This window comes from Hydrogenophaga pseudoflava (assembly GCF_031020795.1).
Taxonomy (GTDB): Bacteria; Pseudomonadota; Gammaproteobacteria; order Burkholderiales; family Burkholderiaceae_C; genus Hydrogenophaga; species Hydrogenophaga pseudoflava_A.
Window position 1 is genome coordinate 385,796 of record NZ_JAVHJP010000004.1, and the last position, 19,547, is coordinate 405,342.

Consider the following 19,547-nt stretch of genomic DNA (forward strand, 5'->3'; position numbering starts at 1 on the left):
AGTTCCTATCGAGCCTGTGCATGGATAGGATGCCGGTCATGCCGCTGTCCACCACACCCTCCCTCGACACCCAGAGCCCGCTGCCGAGCGGCGACTCGGTGTCCCGCAAGGCCCGCTTCTGGGACCGCATCGCGCGCAAGTACGCGGCCGACCCGATTGCCGACATGCCGGGTTACGAGGCCACGCTGCGGCGCGTGCAGGGTCTCCTGACCCGGGAGATGAACGTGCTGGAAATCGGCTGCGGCACCGGCAGCACCGCGCTGCGCCTCGCGCCGTTCACGCGGCGCCTGCTGGCCACCGACGTGTCGGCCGGCATGATCGCCATCGCCCGCGAGAAGCTGGCGGCCGAGCCCATCCCGCAGCTGGCGTTTGCGCTGGCCGACGCCGACGCGCCCGCGATCGGCCCGGGCGACTACGACGCGGTGCTGGCCTTCAACCTGCTGCACCTGGTGAGCGACCTGGACGGCGCGCTGGCCTTGGCGGTGCAGGCTCTGAAGCCGGGCGGCCGGCTGATTTCCAAGACCGCCTGTGTGGCCGAGATGAACCCGCTGATCCGCTGGCTGGCGATTCCGGTGATGCAGGCCATCGGCAAGGCGCCCCACGTGCTCCTGTTCGACGCAGACACGCTGCAGGCCGCCATGGTGCGCCAGGGCCTGGTGATCGAGGCGGTCGAGCGCCACGGCACCAAGGGCAAAGACATCCGCGTCTTCATCGTGGCCCGCAAGCCGGGCTGAGCTTCTCCCGCTTTCCTCTACCACCACCCACCCGTTCCGGGCGGGGCGCCGGTCGCCCTGCCGGGGGGCGTTCGTCCGCGTTTTTCGTTTCGATCACCACAGGAGCTGTTTCATGCCACGCCTTCGCCCGCTGCCCGGCCTTGCACGCCGCCCCGCCACCGTTCTGGTGCTGCTCTCCGCCCTGGCCCTGGGGGCTTGCGGGGGCGGGGGCGGCGACGACACGCCCGACGGCGGCTCGGGCGGGGAGACGCCCTCGGCGTCCCTCAGCGCGCTGGCGGGCGACTGGGTGCAGAAGGGCTGCGTGACCACCGGCGGCCAGTCGTACAAGAAGATGCTGCGCGCCCGCGTGACGGGCGCGAACACGCTGGACTACTACGAAGGCGTGTTCACCTTCGGCGGCAGCGAATGCGCCGGCGGCGGGCGCCTGACCGGCCCGTCCAAGCTGGGCACGCTGAGCTTCGACCGTTCCGAGGCGGGCGCCGGCGTGGCCGCGCACTGGGGCGTGTACCGCACCGTCATCGGCACGCGCCACGGCGCCATCTGGGCGCTGCGCTCGCCGCCGCTGCTGTGCCTGCTGGGCGACGAGATCCCAAGCATCCAGCCCACGCTGTCGGCGGTGTCGGCCAGCCTGGCGACCGTGCCCGCCGACAACTGTTTTGTCCGATGAACCTTGCCCACCCTTGGAGCCTTTGATGCACCTTCGATCTTTCGTCCCCGCCGCCGCCGTCCTGGCCTTGCTCACCGGCTGCGCCGCCACCATCGACCAGAGCGGCCTGGAGCAGCGCACCGCTCAGGCCATCGGCCGCACCGTGGGCCAGTTCACCATCAGCGACCGCTCGGAAGAAACCGGCGGCCGCATCAACTACAGCGTGCAGACCCGCGACGGCGCGGCCTACCGCTGCTACCTCTACGGGGTCACCGGCTTCCAGAAGGCCATGAGCTTCGGTCAGATTCCGAACTCCGACGCCATCTGCACCGCCATGGTGGGCAGCAAGGGCAGTGCGCCCGCCGCAGCGCCCAAGGCCACGGGCCCCGAGTGCAACGCGCTGCTGCGCGCGGCCGGGCGCTGCTGAACCCGCTGAAGGAGCGAGCGATGAACGTCCGGAAACTCGCCGCACTGGCCCTGCTGGCGCTGGCCAGCGCGTCCGCTGTGCCGGCAGAGCCCGATGCCGCCGAGCGCAAGTTCATCCGCCAGGGCATGGGGGAAGGCGAGGTGGTGCTGAAGATCGGCCCACCGGACCACGAGGCCGTGCACCGCGCCGTGCGGGGGCAGCCCGAAGAGAAGTCCTGGACCTACTTCCCCCATCCCCGCGACCCGCAGACCCTGACCGTCATCCGCTTCCACGCGGGACGGGTCGCCGAGGTGGAACGCAAGATTTCGCGCTGATGCGCGGTGAAAGGACCTTGATGAAAGCAGCCCTTGCATGCGCCGCGCTGGCGATGCCGATGGTGGCGGTTGCGGCCGAACTGCGCGTGACGGTGAGCAACGGCCCCAGCGCCCCTGCCACGCTCTACCTCGCCGTGTTCGACGGTGCCGAGGCGTTTGCCAGCGGCCAGGCCGTGTGGTCGCAGAAGGTGGAGATGGTCGACGGTGCGGCGCAGTGGGTGTTCAGTGGTGTGCCGCCGGGGCGCTACGCGGTGAAGTCCTTCGCCGATGAAAACGGCAACGCGAAACTGGACACCAACCTGTTCGGTCTGCCCGTCGAACGCTACGGCTTCTCGAACAACGCGCGGGGCCGCATGGGGCCGCCGGGCTTCGAGGCGGCGGCGGTGGAGGTGGACGCTGACCGCAGCATCAGCGTCGAGCTGAAGTGACGAGGCCCCACATGCAACGCCGTGAGCTCCTGACCCGGGCGCTGACCCTCGGGGCTGTTCCCTGGCTGGCGCCGATGGTGTCGCGCGCCGCGGAACCGGAGAACTGGCAGGCACAGTTCGCCGCGTCGCGCGAACCCTGGGCCCCGGCCTTTGCCACACCGGCCGGCGACTACCCGCTGACCAAGGCCAGGGTGCGCGGGCGCTTTCCCGACGCAGTGACCGGCACGCTCTACCGCAACGGGCCGGCGGGCCACGATCTCGGCGGCGAGCGCTACCACCACTGGTTCGACGGCGACGGCATGGTGCAGCGCTTCGTGATCGAAGGCACCGAGGTGCACCACCAGGGGCGCTACGTGGCGACCGCCAAGTGGGTGGCCGAGATGAAGGCCGGGCGGCGGCTCACCGAAGGCTTCGGCACCGTGTTCAGTGGGCGCGACGAAGTGAGCGCGCCCGACGACATGAACGTGGCCAACATCGGCGTGCTGCCGCTGGGCGGCGAGCTGCTGGCGCTGTGGGAGGGCGGTTCCGCGACCCGGCTCGACCTGCGCACGCTGCAGACGCGCGGACCCAAGACCTGGCGCGCCGATCTCGCGGGCGCGCCGTTCTCGGCCCACCCGCGCACCGAGCCCGACGGCACGGTCTGGAACTTCGGCGTCTATGCGCAGCGCAGCCTGCTGCTGCTCTACGAGATCGCGCCAGACGGCGCGCTGCGGCGGGCCGACGCCCTGGCGCTGGGCGAGACGCCACTGGTGCACGACTTCGTGGTCACGGAGAAACACCTGGTGTTCCTGCTGCCACCGCTGGTGTACGACGCACAGCGCCGGGCCGCGGGTGCGAGCGTGCTGGACGCGCACGTGTGGCGGCCCGGGCGCGGCCTGCGCGCACTGGTGATTGACAAGGCCGACTGGGCGCGGCGGCAGGAGTTTCGCCTGCCCCCGGGCTTCCTGTTCCACCTGGGCAATGCCTGGGAAGAAGAGACGGCGAGCGGCACCGTGATCCACCTGGACTTCGCGCGTTCGGACGACGCGCGTGGCCTGCTGGTGGACACGCGCGAGCTGATGCGCGGCCGCGCGGGCGGCACGCCGGGGCCGCGGCTGACGGTGGTGGAACTGCGGCTTCGCAGCGGCGAGGCCACGCAGACCGACCTGGGCATTGAGGCGGAGTTTCCGGTGATCGACCCGCGGCGCGTGGGCCGGCAGCACCGCCAGGTGTTCCACGCGACGGGCACGCCCGGCGGGCTGCCGCTGTGGAACGCCATCGCGGCCACCGACGTGACGACCGGCGCTTCGCAGCGCTACAGCCACGGCCCTCAGACCATCGTGGAAGAACACCTGTTCGTGCCCGACGGTTCAGGCCCGGGCTGGCTGATCGGCACCGTGCACGACCTGGCGCAGAAGAAGACCGTGCTGTCCTGCTTCGCAGCCGACGCCTTGAGAGATGGCCCGGTGGCGCAGGCCACGCTCCCGTATGCGCTGCCGCTGGGTCTGCACGGTGCGTTCGTGTCGGAGCCGCGGCTGGCCGATGGGGTGGTTTGTGATCGGACCGATTGCCAACGCGCCAGGGCCGCCTGAGTGGCGCTGTACCCCGACTCAATCGCCCGCTCCTGTGAGGCGCGGTCGGACATGCCCGGTGCTTCCACCGCGGGCTCGACCAGCACATCGGCCTCGGCCTTCTCCTGCGTGGCGATCAGGCAGCTCTGGGTCTGCAGGACCTTGCCGAGAATGGATGGCGCGTTCACGGCGGTCGTCCGCGGGCTCTGGCAATAGATGTCCACGGCGATCACGATGTCGGCGCCCATGGCGCGGGCCATCCGCACCGGCACCAGGCTGGTGACGCCTCCGTCGATCAGGTGCCCACCCGGGTACGCCACCGGCACCTGTGCGCCTGGCACGGCCGAAGAAGCCTGAATGACCCGCCCGGCCGAGCCCCGGGCCAGCAGCACGGCTTGTGCGCTCTGGAGGTCGGTGGCGACGGCGGCAAACCGGAGCGGGAAGTCCTCGATGCGGGTGCCGCCGACGACGGTGTCGACCCAGTGCGCCAGCCTGTCGCCGCGGATCAGTCCGCCGGGTTGCCAGGTGAAGTCGAGCAGCGACGACACCTTCACGGCGAGCGCCGCCTGCCGGATCTGCTCCACGCTCAGGCCGCTGGCGTAGGCCGCCCCCACGACCGAGCCTGCCGACGTGCCGACCACGATGTCGGGGCGCAGGCCGGCCTCTTCGAGCGCTTGCAGGGCGCCGATGTGGGCGAACCCGCGCAACCCGCCACCGCCCAGTGCAACCGCCACCGTCGGGCCGTGCGCGCGGGCGGGTGTCTGGCGCTGGATGCCGGACAGTGCTTGCGGCTGCAGGTCGGCTGTCGCAGGCGGTCCGCCGGATGCGCATCCCGACTGCAGCAGGGCGGCAAGCACCGCCGCTCCCAGGCCAAGGGCTTTCAGTGGCGTCTTCATGGCGGCGTGCCCTGGCATCACACGGCGCAGGCGGGCTCGCGCTCCTCGCCAGCGAACAGGGGGCTGCGCGCCGCCAGCGCCACGGCGTCGGCACCGGCCGGGTAGCGCAGCGTCGGGGCGCTGTCGTTCGCGGCCCGCCAGACCGCTTCGGCCACGTCGCGTTCGCTGGTCACCGCCGCGGGCTGTCCCAGCGCGGCGAAAACCGACTGGGCGTAGGGCGCGTAGGCCTCGGGCACGAGGCCTTGCATGCGTTCGGCGCCGTTGGCCGTGAACCGGGTGGTGGGCGCGTAGCCGGGCTCGACGAGTTTCACGCGCACGCCGAACGCGGCCAGTTCGAAGGCGAGCGAGGCGGTGAACCCCTCGATCGCGGTCTTGCTGGCGGTGTAGGCCGCCACCAGCGGCATGGGCGCGAGCGTGGCGCTGGAGGTTACGTTCACCACCAGGCCGGATCGGCGGGCGCGGAACTGCGGCAGCACGGCCTGTGTCATGGCCATGGTGCCGAAGGTGTTGGTCTCGAAGATGTCGTGCACGGTGGCCATGGGCGTGGCCTCGAAGGCGCCGAAGAGGCCCAGGCCGGCGTTGTTCACCAGCACGTCGATGGGGCCGGCGGCGTCCAGCGTGCGGGCGATGCTCTCGGGCTGCGTCACGTCCAGCGGCAGCACCCGCAGGCGGGGCGAGGCGGGCAGCAGGTCGGCGCGGGGGCGGCGCATGGTGGCCACCACCTGCCAGCCCTGGGCGTGGAAATGGCGGGCGGTTTCAAGGCCGTAGCCGGAAGAACAGCCGGTGATGAGTACGGTTTTCATGTCGGGACTCCTGTCGGGTTGGTTGAGGGATGGCGCAACGATATCGGGCGGAGTCCGGATTTAATACAATCAAAAGTCCATTTTTAATTTGTATAAGTCCGAAGATGGCCGATCCTCTTGCCGAAGTCATTGCCCTGATGCGCCCGCGCGCCGTCTTCTCCAAGGTGATCAGCGGCGCCGGCGCCTGGGCGGTCCGCTACTCGGCCTTCGGCCAGCCCAGCTTCTGCACGATGCTGGAAGGCGAGTGCGTGCTGGCGGTGGACCAGCAGGCGCCCGTCGAGCTCGCCGCGGGCGATTTCGTGCTGATGCCGGCCACGCCGGGGTTCACCCTGTCGGGCCGGGAACCGGCTGTGCCGGTGTTCCTCGACCCGCACGCTGCGCAGGGCGGCACGGGCGAGTTGCGCCACGGACGGCCGTCAGGGCCGCCGGAAGTGCGCATGCTCGGTGGCTACTTCGAGTTCGAATCGCCCGACGCCGCACTGCTGGTCTCGCTGCTGCCGGTGCTGCTGCATGTGCGTGGCGTCGAGCGCCTGCCGGTGCTGGTGCAACTGGTCAGGGACGAGTCGCTCGACACCCGGCCCGGCCGCGAACTGGTGCTGAGCCGGCTGGTGGAGCTGCTGCTGATCGAGGCGCTGCGCTCGACCACGGGGGACGGCGCACCACCCGGCCTGCTGCGCGGACTGGCCGATGCGCGCGTGGCGATGGGGCTGCGCCTGATGCACGAGACCCCGGCGCGCACCTGGACCGTGGATGCACTGGCCAGGGAGGCCGCACTGTCGCGCTCCACGTTCTTCGAGCGGTTCTCGCGCGCCGTCGGAATGCCGCCGATGGAATACCTGCTGGCATGGCGCATGGCGCATGGCCCTGGCCAAGGACCTGCTCGGGCGCCGTGGTGTGGCGATTGCGGACGTGGCCGAGCGCGTGGGTTACAGCTCCGCCAGCACGTTCAGCACTGCGTTCAGCCGCCATGTCGGGCAGCCGCCCGGCCAGTACGTGCGTGGGCTGGCGGCGGCGGACTGAATCAGCGCGCCCGCACGCCGAGCACCCCGCACACCGCGATCAGCGCGATGCCCAGCACGGTCCACACGTCGGGGGCGTAGCCGAACACCACCCAGCCGGCCAGCGTGGCGAACGCGATCTGGGTGTACATGTAGGGCGTGATGCGCGAGGCGGGCGCCTTCTGGTAGCCCTTGATCATGAAGTAGTGGCCGAGCGAGCCGAACACCCCGATCAGCCCGACCAGCAGCCACAGCATCGGGTCCTGCATCGGCGCCCAGCTCCAGGGCAGGGCCACGGTGCCGAACACCAGGCCGGTCAGGCCGGTGTAGAAGTGCATGGTGCCGGGGTCTTCGGTCTTGACCATCTTGCTGGTGACGATCTGGTAGAGCGCGTTGATGACCACCAGCAGCAGCGGCAGGAACATGCCGATGTTCAGGTCGCTGCCCTTGGGGCGCACCACGATGAGTGCGCCGGTGAGGCCGCCGGCCACCAGTAGCCAGGTGAGCGCGCTCACGTGTTCGCGCAGCAGCACCGCGGCCAGCAGGGTGATGACCAGCGGCACCAGCATGAGGATGGCGGTGAACTCGCCCACCGGCACATGCTGCAGGCTGATGTAGGCGACGGTGCCCGAGGTGACCATGAGCGCGCCGCGCAGCAGCTGCCACCAAGGGGCGCGGGTGACGAACAGCGAGCGGCCCTGGCTGGGCCAGAGCATGGCGGCGGTCATGCCGGCCTGCACCACGAAACGCAGCCACACGGCCATCATCACAGGCACCACGCCGCCCACGTACTGGCTGGTGGTGTCGAGCAGGGCGAAGCAGGCGGTGGCAAGGATGGCCAGGGCGATGCCCCGGCCGGGGTGGGGGTAGTGGGGGTCGGACAACGCGGGGGCCGCGAGGGGCTCGCGGTCAGTAGCTCAGGCGGGCCACCGCGCGAAGCTCTTCGGCGCTGGTGGTGGGGAAGCCGAAGTATTCCAGATAGGCGGGAATCATCTCGAACAGCATGTCGGAACCCACTTGCACCTGACAGCCTCTGGCCGCGGCAGCGGTGAGGAAAGCGGTCATCTCGGTGCGCATCACCACCTCGCCGACGAAGGTCCTGGCGTCCAGGCGCGAGACGTCCAGTGGCAGCGGATCGCCTTCGTTCATGCCCATGGGCGTGGCGTTGACGACGAGGTCGAAACCGGCCGGGTCGTTGCTTCCGGTCTTCACGTCGATGGCGGGGTAGTTGTCGCGGATGCGCTGGCCCAGGGCATCGGCCGAGGCGGTGTTCACGTCGTAGAGGCTGATGTGGGCGATGCCCGCGCCGGCCAGCGAGGCGGCGATGGCGCAGCCCACGCCGCCGCTGCCCACCACCAGCACGCGTGCACCGGCCAGCTTCAGTCCCTTGCGCAGCACGCCGCGCACGAATCCGGCACCGTCGAACTGGTCGCCCACGAGACGGCCGTCGGGCAGGCGCTTGACCGCGTTGCAGGCACCGGCCACGCGCACCGTGGGCGTCACCTCGTCGAGCAGGGCGACAGTGACCACCTTGTGCGGCATGGTGATGAGTGCGCCGCGGATGTTGGTGAGCGTGAACACGCTCCTGAGAAAGGCCGGGTAGTCCTCGGGCTTGCAGCCGAAGGGCACCACCACCGCGTTGATCCCGTGCTTCTCGAAGAAGGGGTTGTAGATCATCGGCGACTTGAACGTGTGCGTCGGGTAGCCGATGTGGGCGATGAGTTCGGTGTTGCCGTTGATCATGGTGGGCGGGACTGTAGGAGCGCGGGGCGCAGAACGGGCGGTATGGCGGGTTTGGTCTGTCTGCTCAGCGATCGCCCGTGTTCGTTAATCGCGCAGTTTGCGGGAAAACCCGCATGCGTCGAAGACGCCGCGGATCGGTGCGTCAGGGCCTGTTCAGAGTCTCTTCAGGGCTTCTTTGTGGCCGCCGAGTTCACGAACTTGCGCACCAGGCCGTCCATGGCCACCAGGTAGCCGTCCACGCCAAAGCCGACCACGATGCCGGCGGCCGCGGGCGAGACCCATGAGTGGTGGCGGAAGGCCTCGCGCGCATGCACGTTGGAGATGTGGCACTCGATGACCGGCATCGGCTCCACGCCCTTGATGGCGTCGTGCAGGGCGATGGAGGTGTGGGTGAGGGCGCCGGGGTTGATGACCACGCCCAGCACCTCGCCGGCCTTGTACAGCCGGCCGTACTCGTGGATCTTGTCCAGCAGAGCACCTTCCCAGTTGCTCTGGAAGCACTCCACCTCGTAGCCGGTCTTCTCGCCATGGGCCTTGCAGAAGGCCTCCACATCGGCCAGCGTGGTGTAGCCGTACTGAGCGGGCTCGCGCGTGCCCAGCAGGTTGAGGTTGGGACCGTTGAGGATGAGGATCTTTTTCATGGCGGAGAGTGCGGGTGGTCGTGTCCGGTGAGCATAAACCGGGCGCTGGAGCGCCCGGTTCATGCATCACTTCCTGGCTTTTGCGAGCTCGGCGAGCAGATCCGACACCGTGGCCTCGCCGACGGCACCGGCGTGCTTGGTGATCACCGGCTTCATCTTCTCGACCAGCTTGACCTGCTCGCCGGGGGCCAGTTCGGAGACGGTCATGCCGGCTTTCTTCAGGTTCTCCAGTGTGCTGGCCACCGAGGCGCGCGCCTGCTGGCGCTGGAACCTGGCGGACTCGGCCACGGCGTCGCCGATGATCTTCTTCTCGTCGGCCGACAGGGTGTCCCAGAACTTCTTGCTGATCACCACCGACTGCGGGTTGTACTGGTGGTTGGTCAGGGTCATGTGCTTCTGCACCTCATATAGCTTGGCACCGTAGATGGTGGCAACCGGGTTCTCCTGGCCGTCCACGGCCTTCTGCTCCAGCGCGGCGTACACCTCGGGCCACGGCAGGGGCGTGGGGTTGGCGTCCAGCGCCTTGACCCAGTCCACGTTGATCGGGTTGGGGATCACGCGCAGCTTCAGGCCGGCAATGTCCTCCACCTTGGTGATGGGGCGCTTGCTGTTGGTGATGTTGCGGAAGCCCAGCTCGTAGTAGCCCAGGCCGACCAGACCCTTCTCTTCCAGCTTGGCGTGCATCTTCTGGCCGAAGGGGCCGTCCACCACGGCGTCGGCTTCCTTGCCGTTGGCGAACATGAAGGGCAGGTCGTACGCCGCGAATTCCTTGACCTGGCTGGCGAAGATGCCCGAGTTCATCGAGGCCATCTCCAGCGTGCCGCCCTGGAGGGCCGAGACGTTGGCCTGGTCGCTGCCCAGCTGGCCGCCGGGGAACACGTTGACCTTGATCTTGCCGCCCGACTTGGCCGCGACGATCTCGGCGAACTTCTCCATGCCCTGGACGATGGGGTGGCCCGCGGCGTTCTGGTTGGCGAACTTGATGACCTTGTCCTGGGCGGCGGCGATGCCGACGGTGGCCAGGGCAGCGGTGGCGACGAGGGTCTTGATGAACAGACGTTTCATGGTTTGTCTCCAGCGATCAGGGATGGGACGCAGATGAAAAAATCCCCTTGCCTTGGCGTGCCCGTTCCGGGCAAGGGTGTGGAAAACAGAAACGGTCAGCCGTAGAACCAGCCCAGCGGCACCAGCACGATCTGGGGGAACAGCACCATCAGGAACATCAGCGCGAACTGGGCGATCATGAAGGGCCAGACGCCGCGGGTCACGTCGTCCATGCTGATCTTGCCGACGCCGGCCACCGTGTTGAGCACCGTGCCCACGGGCGGGGTGATCAGGCCGATGGCGTTGTTCATCACGAACAGCACGCCGAAGTAGACCGGGTCGATGCCGGCGGCTTTGACGATGGGCATCAGCACCGGCGTGAGGATGAGGATGGTGGGCGTCATGTCCATGGCCGTGCCCACGATGATCACCAGGACCATGATCGCGAACATCAGCAGGGTGGGGCTGTCCAGCAGCGGCTGCAGCAGGGTCACCAGCTGGGCCGGCAGCTGGGCCACGGTGATCAGCCAGGCCGAGACCATGGCGGCGGCCACCAGGAACATGATGACGGCGGTGGTCTTGGCGGCGGCCAGGAACAGGCCGTAGAGCTGGCCGACCTTGAGTTCGCGGTAGACCACCAGCGAGATGAACAGCGCATAGACGGCGGCGACCACGGCGGCCTCGGTGGGTGTGAACACGCCGAACTTCAGGCCCACCACCACGATGACCGGCAGGCCCAGCGCCCAGAGTGCGTCGCGCAGTGCATGGAAGACTTCGGCGCGGGTCTTGCGGGCTGGCGGCTGGACGTTCTCCTTGCGCGCCACCCACCACCAGGTGAAGCACAGCGCCACACCCAGCAGCACCCCCGGCACGATGCCGGCCATGAACAGCTTGGAGATGGACACGTTCGCTGCCACGCCGAAGATCACGAAACCGATGGAGGGCGGGATGATGGGCGCGATGATGGACGCGGCCGAGAGCAGTCCGGCCGAGCGCGCCTTGTCGTGGCCGGCGGTGTGCATCATGGGCAGCAGCAGGGCGGCCAGCGCCGCGGCGTCGGCCACGGCCGAGCCGGAGAGCGAGGCCATGATCACCGCGGCCATGATGGCCACATAGCCCAGGCCGCCGCGCACATGGCCGACCAGCGACATGGCGAAGGCCACGATGCGCTTGGACAGGCCGCCGGCGTTCATGATCTCGCCGGCCAGCATGAAGAAGGGCACGGCGAGCAGCGGGAAGCTGTTGGAACCTTCGATCAGGTTCTGCGCCAGGATCTGCGCGTCGAACATGTTCAGGTGCCACATCAGGGCAGCGCCGCACAGCAGCAGCGAGAACGAGATGGGCACGCCGATCATCATGGCGGCGATGAGCGAGCCCAGGAAGATGGCAATCGTCATGTGAATGTCTCCGTGGGGCTCGGGTCAGGGGTGCGGGTCGCCGTGCGGCATGTCGTCGGACTCGCGGATGCCGATCAGCTCGCTGTCGTGCATCTGGCCGGTGAACAGGCGCACCAGGTTCAGCAGCAGGACCGGGGCGGCGAGCACGGCGAACACCACGCCGCTGGCGTAGAAGTAGCCCATGGAGGTTTCCATGACGGCGCTGGTGGAGTCCCAGTTGATCCTGGTCTGCTCCAGCGCACCCTTGAAGACCAGCCAGCAGATGAACAGCATCAGCAGCAGCGACAGGCCCAGACAGACCTTCTGGCCGGCCACCGGCAGCCGCGCGATCAGCGAGTCGGTGCCCAGGTGGCCGCGCTCGTTGATGGCGACCACGGCGCCCAGGAAGGTCATCCACACGAACAGCCAGCGCGAAAGCTCTTCGGAGAGGGTGATGCCGGAATTGAAGCCGTAGCGCATGACCACGTTGCCGAACACCATGACCACCATCGCCGCGAGCGACAGGACCATGAGCACGGCCAGCAGCCGGCAATAGCCGTTGATGATTTTCTGGACCAAGGGTGTCTCCGAATCGTTGGAGTTCGTAATGTACGAACTGGTTAGTTTTTCAGATATCAGGGATTTCCCTAGCTCCCCCACCGCAAGGGGGTTACTTTTTGACGAAGCGCACCACCATGTCGACGATGGACGCGCGGCGGTGCGTGGCGATCGTGGGCGAGGCGTAGTCGCGCTTGAAGATCAGCCCGAAGGTGTGGCGGTTGGAGACGTTGAAGAACGACAGCGCCGAGATCGAGGCGTGGATGTCCACCGGGTCCAGGCCGGGGCGGAAGATGCCCTGCTCGACGCCGCGGGCGTAGAGCTTCTCGATGGCCGAGATGGCCTTGAGGTTGAGCGCCTGGATGCTCTTGCTCTGGGCCAGGAACTGGCCGCGGTTGATGTTTTCCGACATGACCATGCGGATGTAGGGCTCGTTGCCCGCATGGTGGTCGAAGGTGAACTCGACCAGGCGGCGCAACGCGGCCTCGGGGTCCAGGTCGTCCAGCCTGAGCTCGGATTCGGTGGTGCGCACCCGCCGGTAGGCTTCTTCCAGCGCGGCCAGGTACAGGCCTTCCTTGCTCTGGAAGTAGTAATAGATCATGCGCTTGGAGGTGTGCGTCTCGTTGGCGATCTCGTCGATGCGCGCGCCCGCCAGCCCCTTCTCGGCGAACTCCTTCATGGCCACCTCGAGGATGTTGGCCATGGTGCGTTCGGGGTCGTTGGTGCGGCTGGGGGCCTTGGCCGTGTGCGCCGTGCCTCGAACCGCTTGTCTCCGGGAATGTACTGGTTCGTCCATTCCCGCAGTATAGGCCGCACCGGACCTGGTCGGCCTTCCGGTGCCGCTCGTCAAGAGGAGGTGGGGCGGCGCGCATGGCTCACGTCAAGGGAACCGTGAGCCGTTCGATCACCGGCCCGGTTTCCGGGCGCACCCCGCGCCACCAGGCGAAGGCCTCGGCGGCCTGCTCCACCAGCATGCCCACGCCGTCGGCGAGACGGTCCACGCCGGTCTGCCGGGCCAGACGGAGAAAGGGGGTGAGGCCCTTGCCATAGGCCAGTTCGTAAGCCAGGGCTCCGGGCTCGAACACCGAGGCGGGCACGGGCGGCAGTTCGCCGCGCAGGCTGGCCGAGGTGGCGTTGAACACGATGTCGAAACGCCGGCCCTCCAGATCGGCATAGCCGCAGGCGCTGACCGGGCCGTGGGCGGCGGCCTCTTTCGCCAGCGCTTCGGCTTTCTCTAGTGTGCGGTTGGCAATCACCAGCGTGGCCGGCTGCTGTTCCAGAAAGGGCAGCAGCGCGCCGCGGGCCGCGCCGCCCGCACCCAGCACCAGCACGCGCGTTCCTTTCAGCGGACAGCCCAGGTTGTGCACGACGTCGCGCGTGAGACCCACGCCATCGAAGTTCTCGGCGATCACGCGCCCGTCTTCGAACTTGAGCGCGTTCACCGCGCCGGCCATCTGCGCGCGCGGCGAGCGCTCGGTGGCGTAGGCAAAGGCCTCGAGCTTGAACGGCGCGGTGACGTTCATGCCCCGTCCGCCGGCCGCGCGGAACGCGTCCACATCGGCCGCGAACTGGCCGATGCGGCCTTCGATGGCGGTGTAGACCAGGTCCTGCTGCGTCACCTCGGCGAACAGGCCGTGGATCAGCGGCGACTTGGTGTGGCCGATGGGGTTGCCGATGACGGCGTAGCGGTCGGTCATGGGATCTCCTTACTTCGAGAACAGCACGCCGTCGGCCTGCAGCGTGGCGATGTCGGCGGCGCTGTAGCCCAGCGTGGCCGCGACGGCGGCGTTGTGTTCGCCCAGGTCGGGCGCCACGCGCTGCATGGGCGCGCCGGTGTCGCAGTCGGAGAAGCGGAACGGCAGGTTGGGCAGGCGCAGCGTGCCGTAGCGCGGGTGCTGCTGCTCCAGCACCATGCCGCGGGCCCGGATCTGCGGGTCGTTCAGCACCTCGTCGATGCGCTGCACCTTGGCGCAGGGCACGTCCACGGCGTCCAGCAGCGCCAGCACCTCGGCCACGGTGCGCGCCGCGACCCAAGGTCTGACCACCGCCAGGATGGCTTCGCGCGCCGCGTTGCGCCCGGCAGCGTCGTGGTAGCGGGTGTCGGCGGCGAAACCGGCGGGCCCGCCGTGCTGCTCGACCTGGGCGGCGAAACGCTTCCAGGCGTCGTCCACCTGTGCGGCCAGCACCAGGTCACCGTCCTGCGCGCGGAACACGCCATACAGGGTCGAAGTCGGCATGTCGTGCCCGGTCTGCTGCGGCAGCACGGTGCCGCCCGAGAGCGTGTAGCACTGCACCGCGTACTCGTGCATGGAGACCAGGGTGTCGTACAGCGCCATGTCGATGTGCTGGCCCTTGCCGCTGGTGACGCGGCCGAGCAGGGCGGCGTTGATGGCCGCGACGGCGTGGATGCCGGTGTACATGTCGCCCAGCGAGATGCGCAGCAGCGGCGGTGCTTCCCCGGGTGTGCCCACCATCTGCATGATGCCGCTCTTGGCCTCGGCGATCAGGCCGAAGCCGGCGCGGTGCGAATCCGGGCCGGTGTGGCCATAGGCCGAGATCGAGCAGTACACCAGCTTCGGGTTGCGGGCCGAGAGTTCGGCGTAGCCCAGGCCCAGCTTGTCCAGCGCGCCGGGGCGGTAGTTCTCGATGAACACGTCGGCGCTGTCGCAGAGCTTCTGCATGAAGGCCTTGCCGCGCGGGTCCTTCATGTTCACGCTCACGCCCTGCTTGCCCATGTTGAGCTGCAGGAAGTAGCCGCTTTGCTGGTCGTCGATGATGTGGGCGTGCTGGCGGCCGGCGTCGCCGCTGCCAGGGCGTTCGACCTTGATGACTTCGGCACCCAGCGCAGCCAGGCAGCGGCCCACGTAGGGGCCGGCCAGGAAGTGGCTGTAGTCGATGACGCGGATGCCGCTGAGGGGAAGGGCTTGGGTCATGGTGGGTTCGCGTTTCGCTCAGAAGGCTCCCGGGCGGCGCGGGATCATCAGGCGGTGTTCACCGCGCTGGACCACTTCGCCCTTCTGGTTGATGAGTTCGGACGGCAGGACCACGATGCCCCAGCCCGGACGGCTCTTGCTGGCGCGCAGGCCGCTGACGCGGAACTTCACGTGCAACACGTCGTTGACCTTGATCGGCAGCAGGAAGTCCCAGGTCCAGCCCAGCGACATGCCGGGCAGGAAGCGGTATTCGCTCTGCGTCTTCAGGCCGTCGGCGATGGACAGGCCGAACAGCCCGTGCGCGACGATGCAGCCGAAGTGGCTGGCGTTGGCGTAGGCCTCGTCCACGTGCACCGGCGTGTGGTCGCCGGTGAGGTCGGCGTAGGCCAGGATGCGTTCCTTGGTGACGGTGTAGCTCGGGCTGGTGCACTCGTCGCCGTCGCGGGCGTCGTCCCAGTACTTTTCGGGTGTGGTGGGTGTGGTCATGGTTCAGCCCCGGGGTTGGACGGCCAGTGCCGCGCTGACGCTTCCCGGCGCGGCCTGGATGAGTTCGACCGCCAGACCGTCGGGCAGCTGCAGCCAGTTGCGGCCTTGCGGCAGCGCCTTGACGCCCCAGGGTTCGGCGGCCTTCAGGGCAGCCTCCAGGTCGTCCACCATCACGCCCAGGTGGGCCAGCCAGCCGGCGTCGTTGCTCGGGGGCGCTTCAAAACCGGGCGTGGCCATCAGCTGCAGGCCGCCGAGCGTCCAGTACTGGCGCGGGTCGTCGGTCGGGCCGTCGATCTCGCGCACGTCCATGCCCAGCACCTCGTAGAAGAAGCGGATGTGCCAGTGGATGTCCTTGACGCGCACGGCCACGTGCTCGACGTAGGCTTTGGTGGGGGGTGTGAAGGGAGTGCTCATGGTGTTCGGTGGTTCAGTGGGCCTGCAGGGCGCGTTCCACGCCCTTGATGCAGGCGACCAGGGTGGCGTTGACGGGGGTGGCCACGCCGCAGCGCTGGCCCCAGCGCACCACGGCGCCGTTGATGAAGTCGATCTCGGTGACCGAGCCTTTCTCCAGGCTCTGCAGCATCGAGGTCTTGAAGTCGTCGGGCAGCCCGGCACGGGCCTTGAGCCAAGCGTCCCGTGGATCGGTGTAGCTCAGCCGCACGCCGGCTGCTTGTGCCACATCCATGGCCTCACGCACCGCGGCCACCGCGGTGGCTTCGATTTCCGGGATGCCGTACAGCGGGCCGTAGGTCAGGCGCGTGATGCCGCTGACCGCGCCGGTGGACACGTTGATCAGCAGCTTGTCCCACATGGTGCCCAGGATGTTGTCGCTGACGGTGGTGGTCAGCCCCGCGGCGTTGAAGGTGGCCGCGATGTGTTGCGCACGCTCGCTGATGCGCCCGTCCAGTTCCCCGATGAGGGTTTCCTTGCCTTCGGTGCCGCTGATGATCTGGCCCGGCGCCAGCAGCACGCCACCGACGTAGGTCTTGCCGGCCAGCACGTGTTCGCGGCCCACGATCTGCGCCAGCACGTCTTCGTGGCCCAGGCCGTTCTGCAGCGAGAGCACGGTGGTCTGCGGTCCGACCAGGGCGGTGGCGGCCGACATGGCGGCCTCGGTGTGAAAGGACTTGACCAGAACGATCACCAGATCGACCGGACCCAGGCCGGTGGCGCTGGTGGTGGCGGCGGTGCGGACCGTCTGCTCACCGGCCGGTGTGCGCATCCGCAGCCCCTGGTTGTTGATGGCCTCGACGTGCGCCGCATTGCGGTTGATCAGCACCACGCTGTTGCCGGCCTGCGCCAACGCGCCGCCGATGGCACAACCCAGGGCTCCTGCGCCCAGCACCGCAATCTTCACAAGCTGTCTCCTGTTGGAACGACTGCGGATTCTGGAGACGCGTGCCCATGCCGTCCATGGAATGGAGACAATACTAAGTATTGAAATTCTCAATATGGAGCGCCGCCATGTCCCAGGAAAACGTCTTGCAGGACCCCAAGCTCCTACGCCTGCTGGACGCGATGGTCAGCACCGGCAGCGTCACCCGCGCCGCCGAGCAGCTGGGCCTGAGCCAGCCCACGGTCAGCATCGGCCTGGGACGCCTGCGAACGCAGCTGGGCGACCCGCTGTTCGTGCGCACGCCGCAGGGCATGCAGCCCACGCCGCGCACCGAGGCGCTCATCGGCACGGTGCGCGAGGTGCTGGACGGTCTGCGGCGTCTTTCGGAAAGCGAAGCCCGGTTCGACCCGGCCACGGCCCGGCGCAGCTTTCGCATTTACATGACCGACGCCAGCCACATCACCTTGCTGCCCAGGCTGTTCACCCATGTGCGTGCGCTCGCCCCAGGGGTGCAGCTGGAGGCGGCGGGCATCGGTCCGGAAATGGCGCACGCCCTGCAGGCGGGCCACGCCGATCTGGCGCTGGGTCTGATTCCCGGGCTGGAAGCCGGCTTCTACCAGCAGGCCCTGTTCGACCAGGACTGGGTCTGCCTGGCGCACCCCCACCACCCGCGCCTGCGCACCCACCGCTTCTCTCTCAGGCAGTACAGCCAGGAGGCGCACGTGGGCATCGTGTCCGGCACCGGCCAGCAGCTGCTGGAGGCGGCGGTGAAGGCACAGGCGGTGCACCGGAACGTGGTGCTGCGGCTGCCCGGTTTCCTCGGTCTGTCGGCCATTCTGTCGACCACCGATCTGGTGGCGACCTTGCCCAGACACATCGGGGAAACGCTGGCGCGGGTGGGCGGTCTGCGGGTGCTGCCGTGCCCGGTGACCATCCCCGGCTTCACGGTCAAGCAGCACTGGCATGCGCGCTACCACCACGACGAGGCCAGCCGCTGGCTGCGCGGAGTGTGTGCGGAGCTGTTTCTGAGTGCGGGCAGGGCGCGGGTCAGCCCACGCAGAAATGCGCCGCGTCCATGACCTTCAGGTCGGCCGCCACCCGCGGCGCAAAGTCCATCTGGTCCAGGATGTCGCGCTGCAGCTCGATGCCCGGCGCGATCTCGAACAGCTCGATACCGTCGGGCGTGAGGCGGAAGCTGCCGCGCTCGGTGAGGTAAAGCACCTGCTGTCCGCGCACCAGACCCTGCGGGCCGCTGAAGGTGATCTGGTCCACCTTCTTCACCAGCTTCTTCACCGCGCCCTGCTGCAGCACGCGCATCCGGCCGTCGCCGGTCTGCAGCTTCACGCCCTTGGCCGCCAGGGTGCCGCAGAAGACGACCTTCTTCGCGTTCTGCGCGATGTCGATGAAACCGCCGGGGCCGACGGTGACGCCGCCCAGGCGCGAGACGTTGACGCTGCCTTCTTCGTCGAACTCGCCGAAACCCAGGCAGGCCACGTCCAGCCCGCCGCCGCCATAGAAGTCGAACTGCGTCGCAGCGTCCAGCATGGCGGTGGCGTTGCGCGCATAACCGAACAGCACGCCGTCCATCAGCGTGCCGCCGTAGGTGCCGTGTTCGATGGTCTGGTAGATGCGGTGCTGCTCGTTGCGCGCCGCGATCAGCTTGGCCACCGCGTCGGGCACGCCCACGCCGTAGTTGATGACCGGGCGGGCCTTGCCGGTGTTGAAGAGTTCCACGCAGGCGCGACGCGCCACGGCCTGGCGTTCGCTGAAGGCTTCCTGTGACGCGGCGAGTTCGCGCGCGTGGTCCTCGGCTTCGCTGGCGGCACGGGCCTCGCCCGTGAGTTCGCCGCTGAAGGCCGGGTCGAAGGGGATGGCGTAACTGGTCTGCTGTGCCGGGTCCACCACGATGGCGTCCACCCAGGCCGATGGGATGCGCACCTCGCGCGCCTTGAGCGCGCCCTTCGGCACCCGTTCCTTGACCTGCACGATCACCGTGCCGCCGCTGTTGCGCGCCGCCAGGGCGAGCGACTGCGCGTCTAGGTTGGCGGCCTCGTGCTCGAAGCTGATGTTGCCGTCCTCGTCGGCGGCGCTGGCGCGCACGATGGCGACGTGGATGGGGAAGGGTTTGTAGCGCAGCCATTCGCGGCCGTCGATCTGGATCACCTCGGCCAGGTCTTCGTTGGCCGCGTCGTTCATGCGCCCGCCGCCGAAACGCGGGTCGCAGACCGTGCCCAGACCCACGTGCGAGATGAGGCCGGGGCGGCCGGCGCCGATCTCGCGCATGAGCTGGCTGCTGACGCCACCGGGCAGGATGTAGGCCTCAATCTTGTTGCTGAGCGCCAGCTGCTGCATGGCGGGAGACCACACCCAGTGGCCGCCGATGACCCTCTTCACCAGGCCCTCGTGCGCGAAGCAGTTCATGCCCTTGGTCTTCTTGTCGCCGATGCCCAGGGCGTGCATCACCGTCAGGTTTCGAGGGGTCTGTGTGGACAGGTAGCGCGCCTGCACCGCCTCGAACACGTGCGTGGCCTCCATCAGGCCGCCGCCGCCGCCCATCAGGCCGACTGTGTCGCCATCCCTGATCAGTTGCACCGCCTCGGCGGCGCTCATGAACTTGCTGCTGCTCATCGCGTG

21 protein-coding genes and 2 pseudogenes are annotated in these 19,547 nt (G+C 68.6%); 8 read left to right on the top strand and 15 right to left on the bottom strand.

All coding sequences use genetic code 11. The features are described 5' to 3' along the window. Positions 1-38 precede the first annotated feature (38 nt). From RCO38_RS15395 to RCO38_RS15420, 6 genes are all read left to right on the top strand, one after another. Positions 39-734, top strand: a complete 696-nt coding sequence (locus RCO38_RS15395) for a class I SAM-dependent methyltransferase (RefSeq protein ID WP_308329222.1) — start codon at positions 39-41, stop codon at positions 732-734. Positions 735-846: 112 nt separating this feature from the next. Further along, positions 847-1,401, top strand: a complete 555-nt coding sequence (locus tag RCO38_RS15400) for a hypothetical protein (protein WP_308329223.1) — start codon at positions 847-849, stop codon at positions 1,399-1,401. Between the two features lie 25 nt (positions 1,402-1,426). Further along, a complete protein-coding gene (locus RCO38_RS15405; RefSeq protein WP_308329224.1) occupies positions 1,427-1,807 on the top strand; it encodes a hypothetical protein in 381 nt (126 codons plus the stop codon). A gap of 20 nt (positions 1,808-1,827) precedes the next feature. Then, positions 1,828-2,121: a hypothetical protein gene (locus RCO38_RS15410; RefSeq protein ID WP_308329225.1), complete on the top strand. Its 294-nt coding sequence runs from the start codon at positions 1,828-1,830 to the stop codon at positions 2,119-2,121. 20 nt (positions 2,122-2,141) lie between these two features. Further along, on the top strand, positions 2,142-2,549 hold the full coding sequence (locus RCO38_RS15415) for a DUF2141 domain-containing protein (RefSeq protein WP_308329226.1): 408 nt from the start codon (positions 2,142-2,144) through the stop codon (positions 2,547-2,549). 11 nt (positions 2,550-2,560) lie between these two features. Continuing rightward, a complete protein-coding gene (locus RCO38_RS15420; protein ID WP_308329227.1) occupies positions 2,561-4,120 on the top strand; it encodes a carotenoid oxygenase family protein in 1,560 nt (519 codons plus the stop codon). 245 nt (positions 4,121-4,365) lie between these two features. On the opposite strand, the pseudogene RCO38_RS15425 reads toward RCO38_RS15420, so the two are convergent. Together RCO38_RS15425 and RCO38_RS15430 are read right to left on the bottom strand one after the other, a co-directional pair. Further along, positions 4,366-5,013: pseudogene (locus RCO38_RS15425) on the bottom strand (patatin-like phospholipase family protein); the annotation flags it as partial. Continuing rightward, positions 5,013-5,798 (bottom strand): SDR family oxidoreductase, encoded by a 786-nt coding sequence (locus RCO38_RS15430; RefSeq protein ID WP_308329228.1) that lies wholly within the window; start codon positions 5,796-5,798, stop codon positions 5,013-5,015. The gene RCO38_RS15430 and the pseudogene RCO38_RS15425, both read right to left, overlap by 1 nt. Before the next feature lie 104 nt (positions 5,799-5,902). On the opposite strand from RCO38_RS15430, the pseudogene RCO38_RS15435 reads away from it, so the two are divergent. Further along, positions 5,903-6,818, top strand: a pseudogene (locus RCO38_RS15435) (AraC family transcriptional regulator). Between the two features lies 1 nt (position 6,819). Here the strand turns inward: RCO38_RS15435 and RCO38_RS15440 are convergent. The 12 genes from RCO38_RS15440 to RCO38_RS15495 all read right to left on the bottom strand — a co-directional run bounded on the left by RCO38_RS15440 (position 6,820) and on the right by RCO38_RS15495 (position 16,934). Next, the gene (locus RCO38_RS15440) at positions 6,820-7,680 is read right to left on the bottom strand and encodes a DMT family transporter (RefSeq protein WP_308329229.1); all 861 of its coding nucleotides are present in this window, start codon (positions 7,678-7,680) and stop codon (positions 6,820-6,822) included. 25 nt (positions 7,681-7,705) lie between these two features. Then, on the bottom strand, positions 7,706-8,539 hold the full coding sequence (locus tag RCO38_RS15445; protein ID WP_308329230.1) for a shikimate dehydrogenase family protein: 834 nt from the start codon (positions 8,537-8,539) through the stop codon (positions 7,706-7,708). 164 nt (positions 8,540-8,703) lie between these two features. Continuing rightward, the gene (gene aroQ / locus RCO38_RS15450; RefSeq protein WP_308329231.1) at positions 8,704-9,180 is read right to left on the bottom strand and encodes a type II 3-dehydroquinate dehydratase; all 477 of its coding nucleotides are present in this window, start codon (positions 9,178-9,180) and stop codon (positions 8,704-8,706) included. A 66-nt stretch (positions 9,181-9,246) separates the two neighbouring features. After that, positions 9,247-10,245, bottom strand: a complete 999-nt coding sequence (locus RCO38_RS15455; RefSeq protein ID WP_308329232.1) for a TRAP transporter substrate-binding protein — start codon at positions 10,243-10,245, stop codon at positions 9,247-9,249. A 95-nt stretch (positions 10,246-10,340) separates the two neighbouring features. After that, entirely contained in the window at positions 10,341-11,621 is a 1,281-nt protein-coding gene (locus RCO38_RS15460) for a TRAP transporter large permease subunit (protein ID WP_308329233.1), read from the bottom strand. A gap of 24 nt (positions 11,622-11,645) precedes the next feature. Next, entirely contained in the window at positions 11,646-12,179 is a 534-nt protein-coding gene (locus RCO38_RS15465; RefSeq protein ID WP_308329234.1) for a TRAP transporter small permease, read from the bottom strand. A 91-nt stretch (positions 12,180-12,270) separates the two neighbouring features. Beyond that, entirely contained in the window at positions 12,271-12,954 is a 684-nt protein-coding gene (locus RCO38_RS15470) for a TetR/AcrR family transcriptional regulator (protein WP_308329235.1), read from the bottom strand. 79 nt (positions 12,955-13,033) lie between these two features. Continuing rightward, positions 13,034-13,855: a shikimate dehydrogenase gene (gene aroE / locus RCO38_RS15475; protein WP_308329236.1), complete on the bottom strand. Its 822-nt coding sequence runs from the start codon at positions 13,853-13,855 to the stop codon at positions 13,034-13,036. Positions 13,856-13,864: 9 nt separating this feature from the next. Further along, the gene (locus tag RCO38_RS15480; RefSeq protein WP_308329237.1) at positions 13,865-15,091 is read right to left on the bottom strand and encodes a CaiB/BaiF CoA transferase family protein; all 1,227 of its coding nucleotides are present in this window, start codon (positions 15,089-15,091) and stop codon (positions 13,865-13,867) included. A gap of 18 nt (positions 15,092-15,109) precedes the next feature. Further along, positions 15,110-15,577, bottom strand: coding sequence for a MaoC family dehydratase (locus RCO38_RS15485; RefSeq protein ID WP_308329238.1), 468 nt, complete (start codon positions 15,575-15,577; stop codon positions 15,110-15,112). A gap of 3 nt (positions 15,578-15,580) precedes the next feature. Next, entirely contained in the window at positions 15,581-15,991 is a 411-nt protein-coding gene (locus RCO38_RS15490) for a VOC family protein (RefSeq protein ID WP_308329239.1), read from the bottom strand. A 13-nt stretch (positions 15,992-16,004) separates the two neighbouring features. Then, a complete protein-coding gene (locus RCO38_RS15495) occupies positions 16,005-16,934 on the bottom strand; it encodes a ketopantoate reductase family protein (RefSeq protein WP_308329240.1) in 930 nt (309 codons plus the stop codon). A gap of 107 nt (positions 16,935-17,041) precedes the next feature. On the opposite strand from RCO38_RS15495, the gene RCO38_RS15500 reads away from it, so the two are divergent. After that, complete coding sequence (locus RCO38_RS15500; RefSeq protein ID WP_308329241.1) at positions 17,042-17,992, top strand: LysR family transcriptional regulator; 951 nt, start codon at positions 17,042-17,044, stop codon at positions 17,990-17,992. Here the strand turns inward: RCO38_RS15500 and RCO38_RS15505 are convergent. Then, entirely contained in the window at positions 17,961-19,541 is a 1,581-nt protein-coding gene (locus RCO38_RS15505) for an acyl CoA:acetate/3-ketoacid CoA transferase (protein ID WP_308329242.1), read from the bottom strand. The two genes, RCO38_RS15500 and RCO38_RS15505, sit on opposite strands and share 32 nt — an antisense overlap. Between the last annotated feature and the right edge of the window lie 6 nt (positions 19,542-19,547).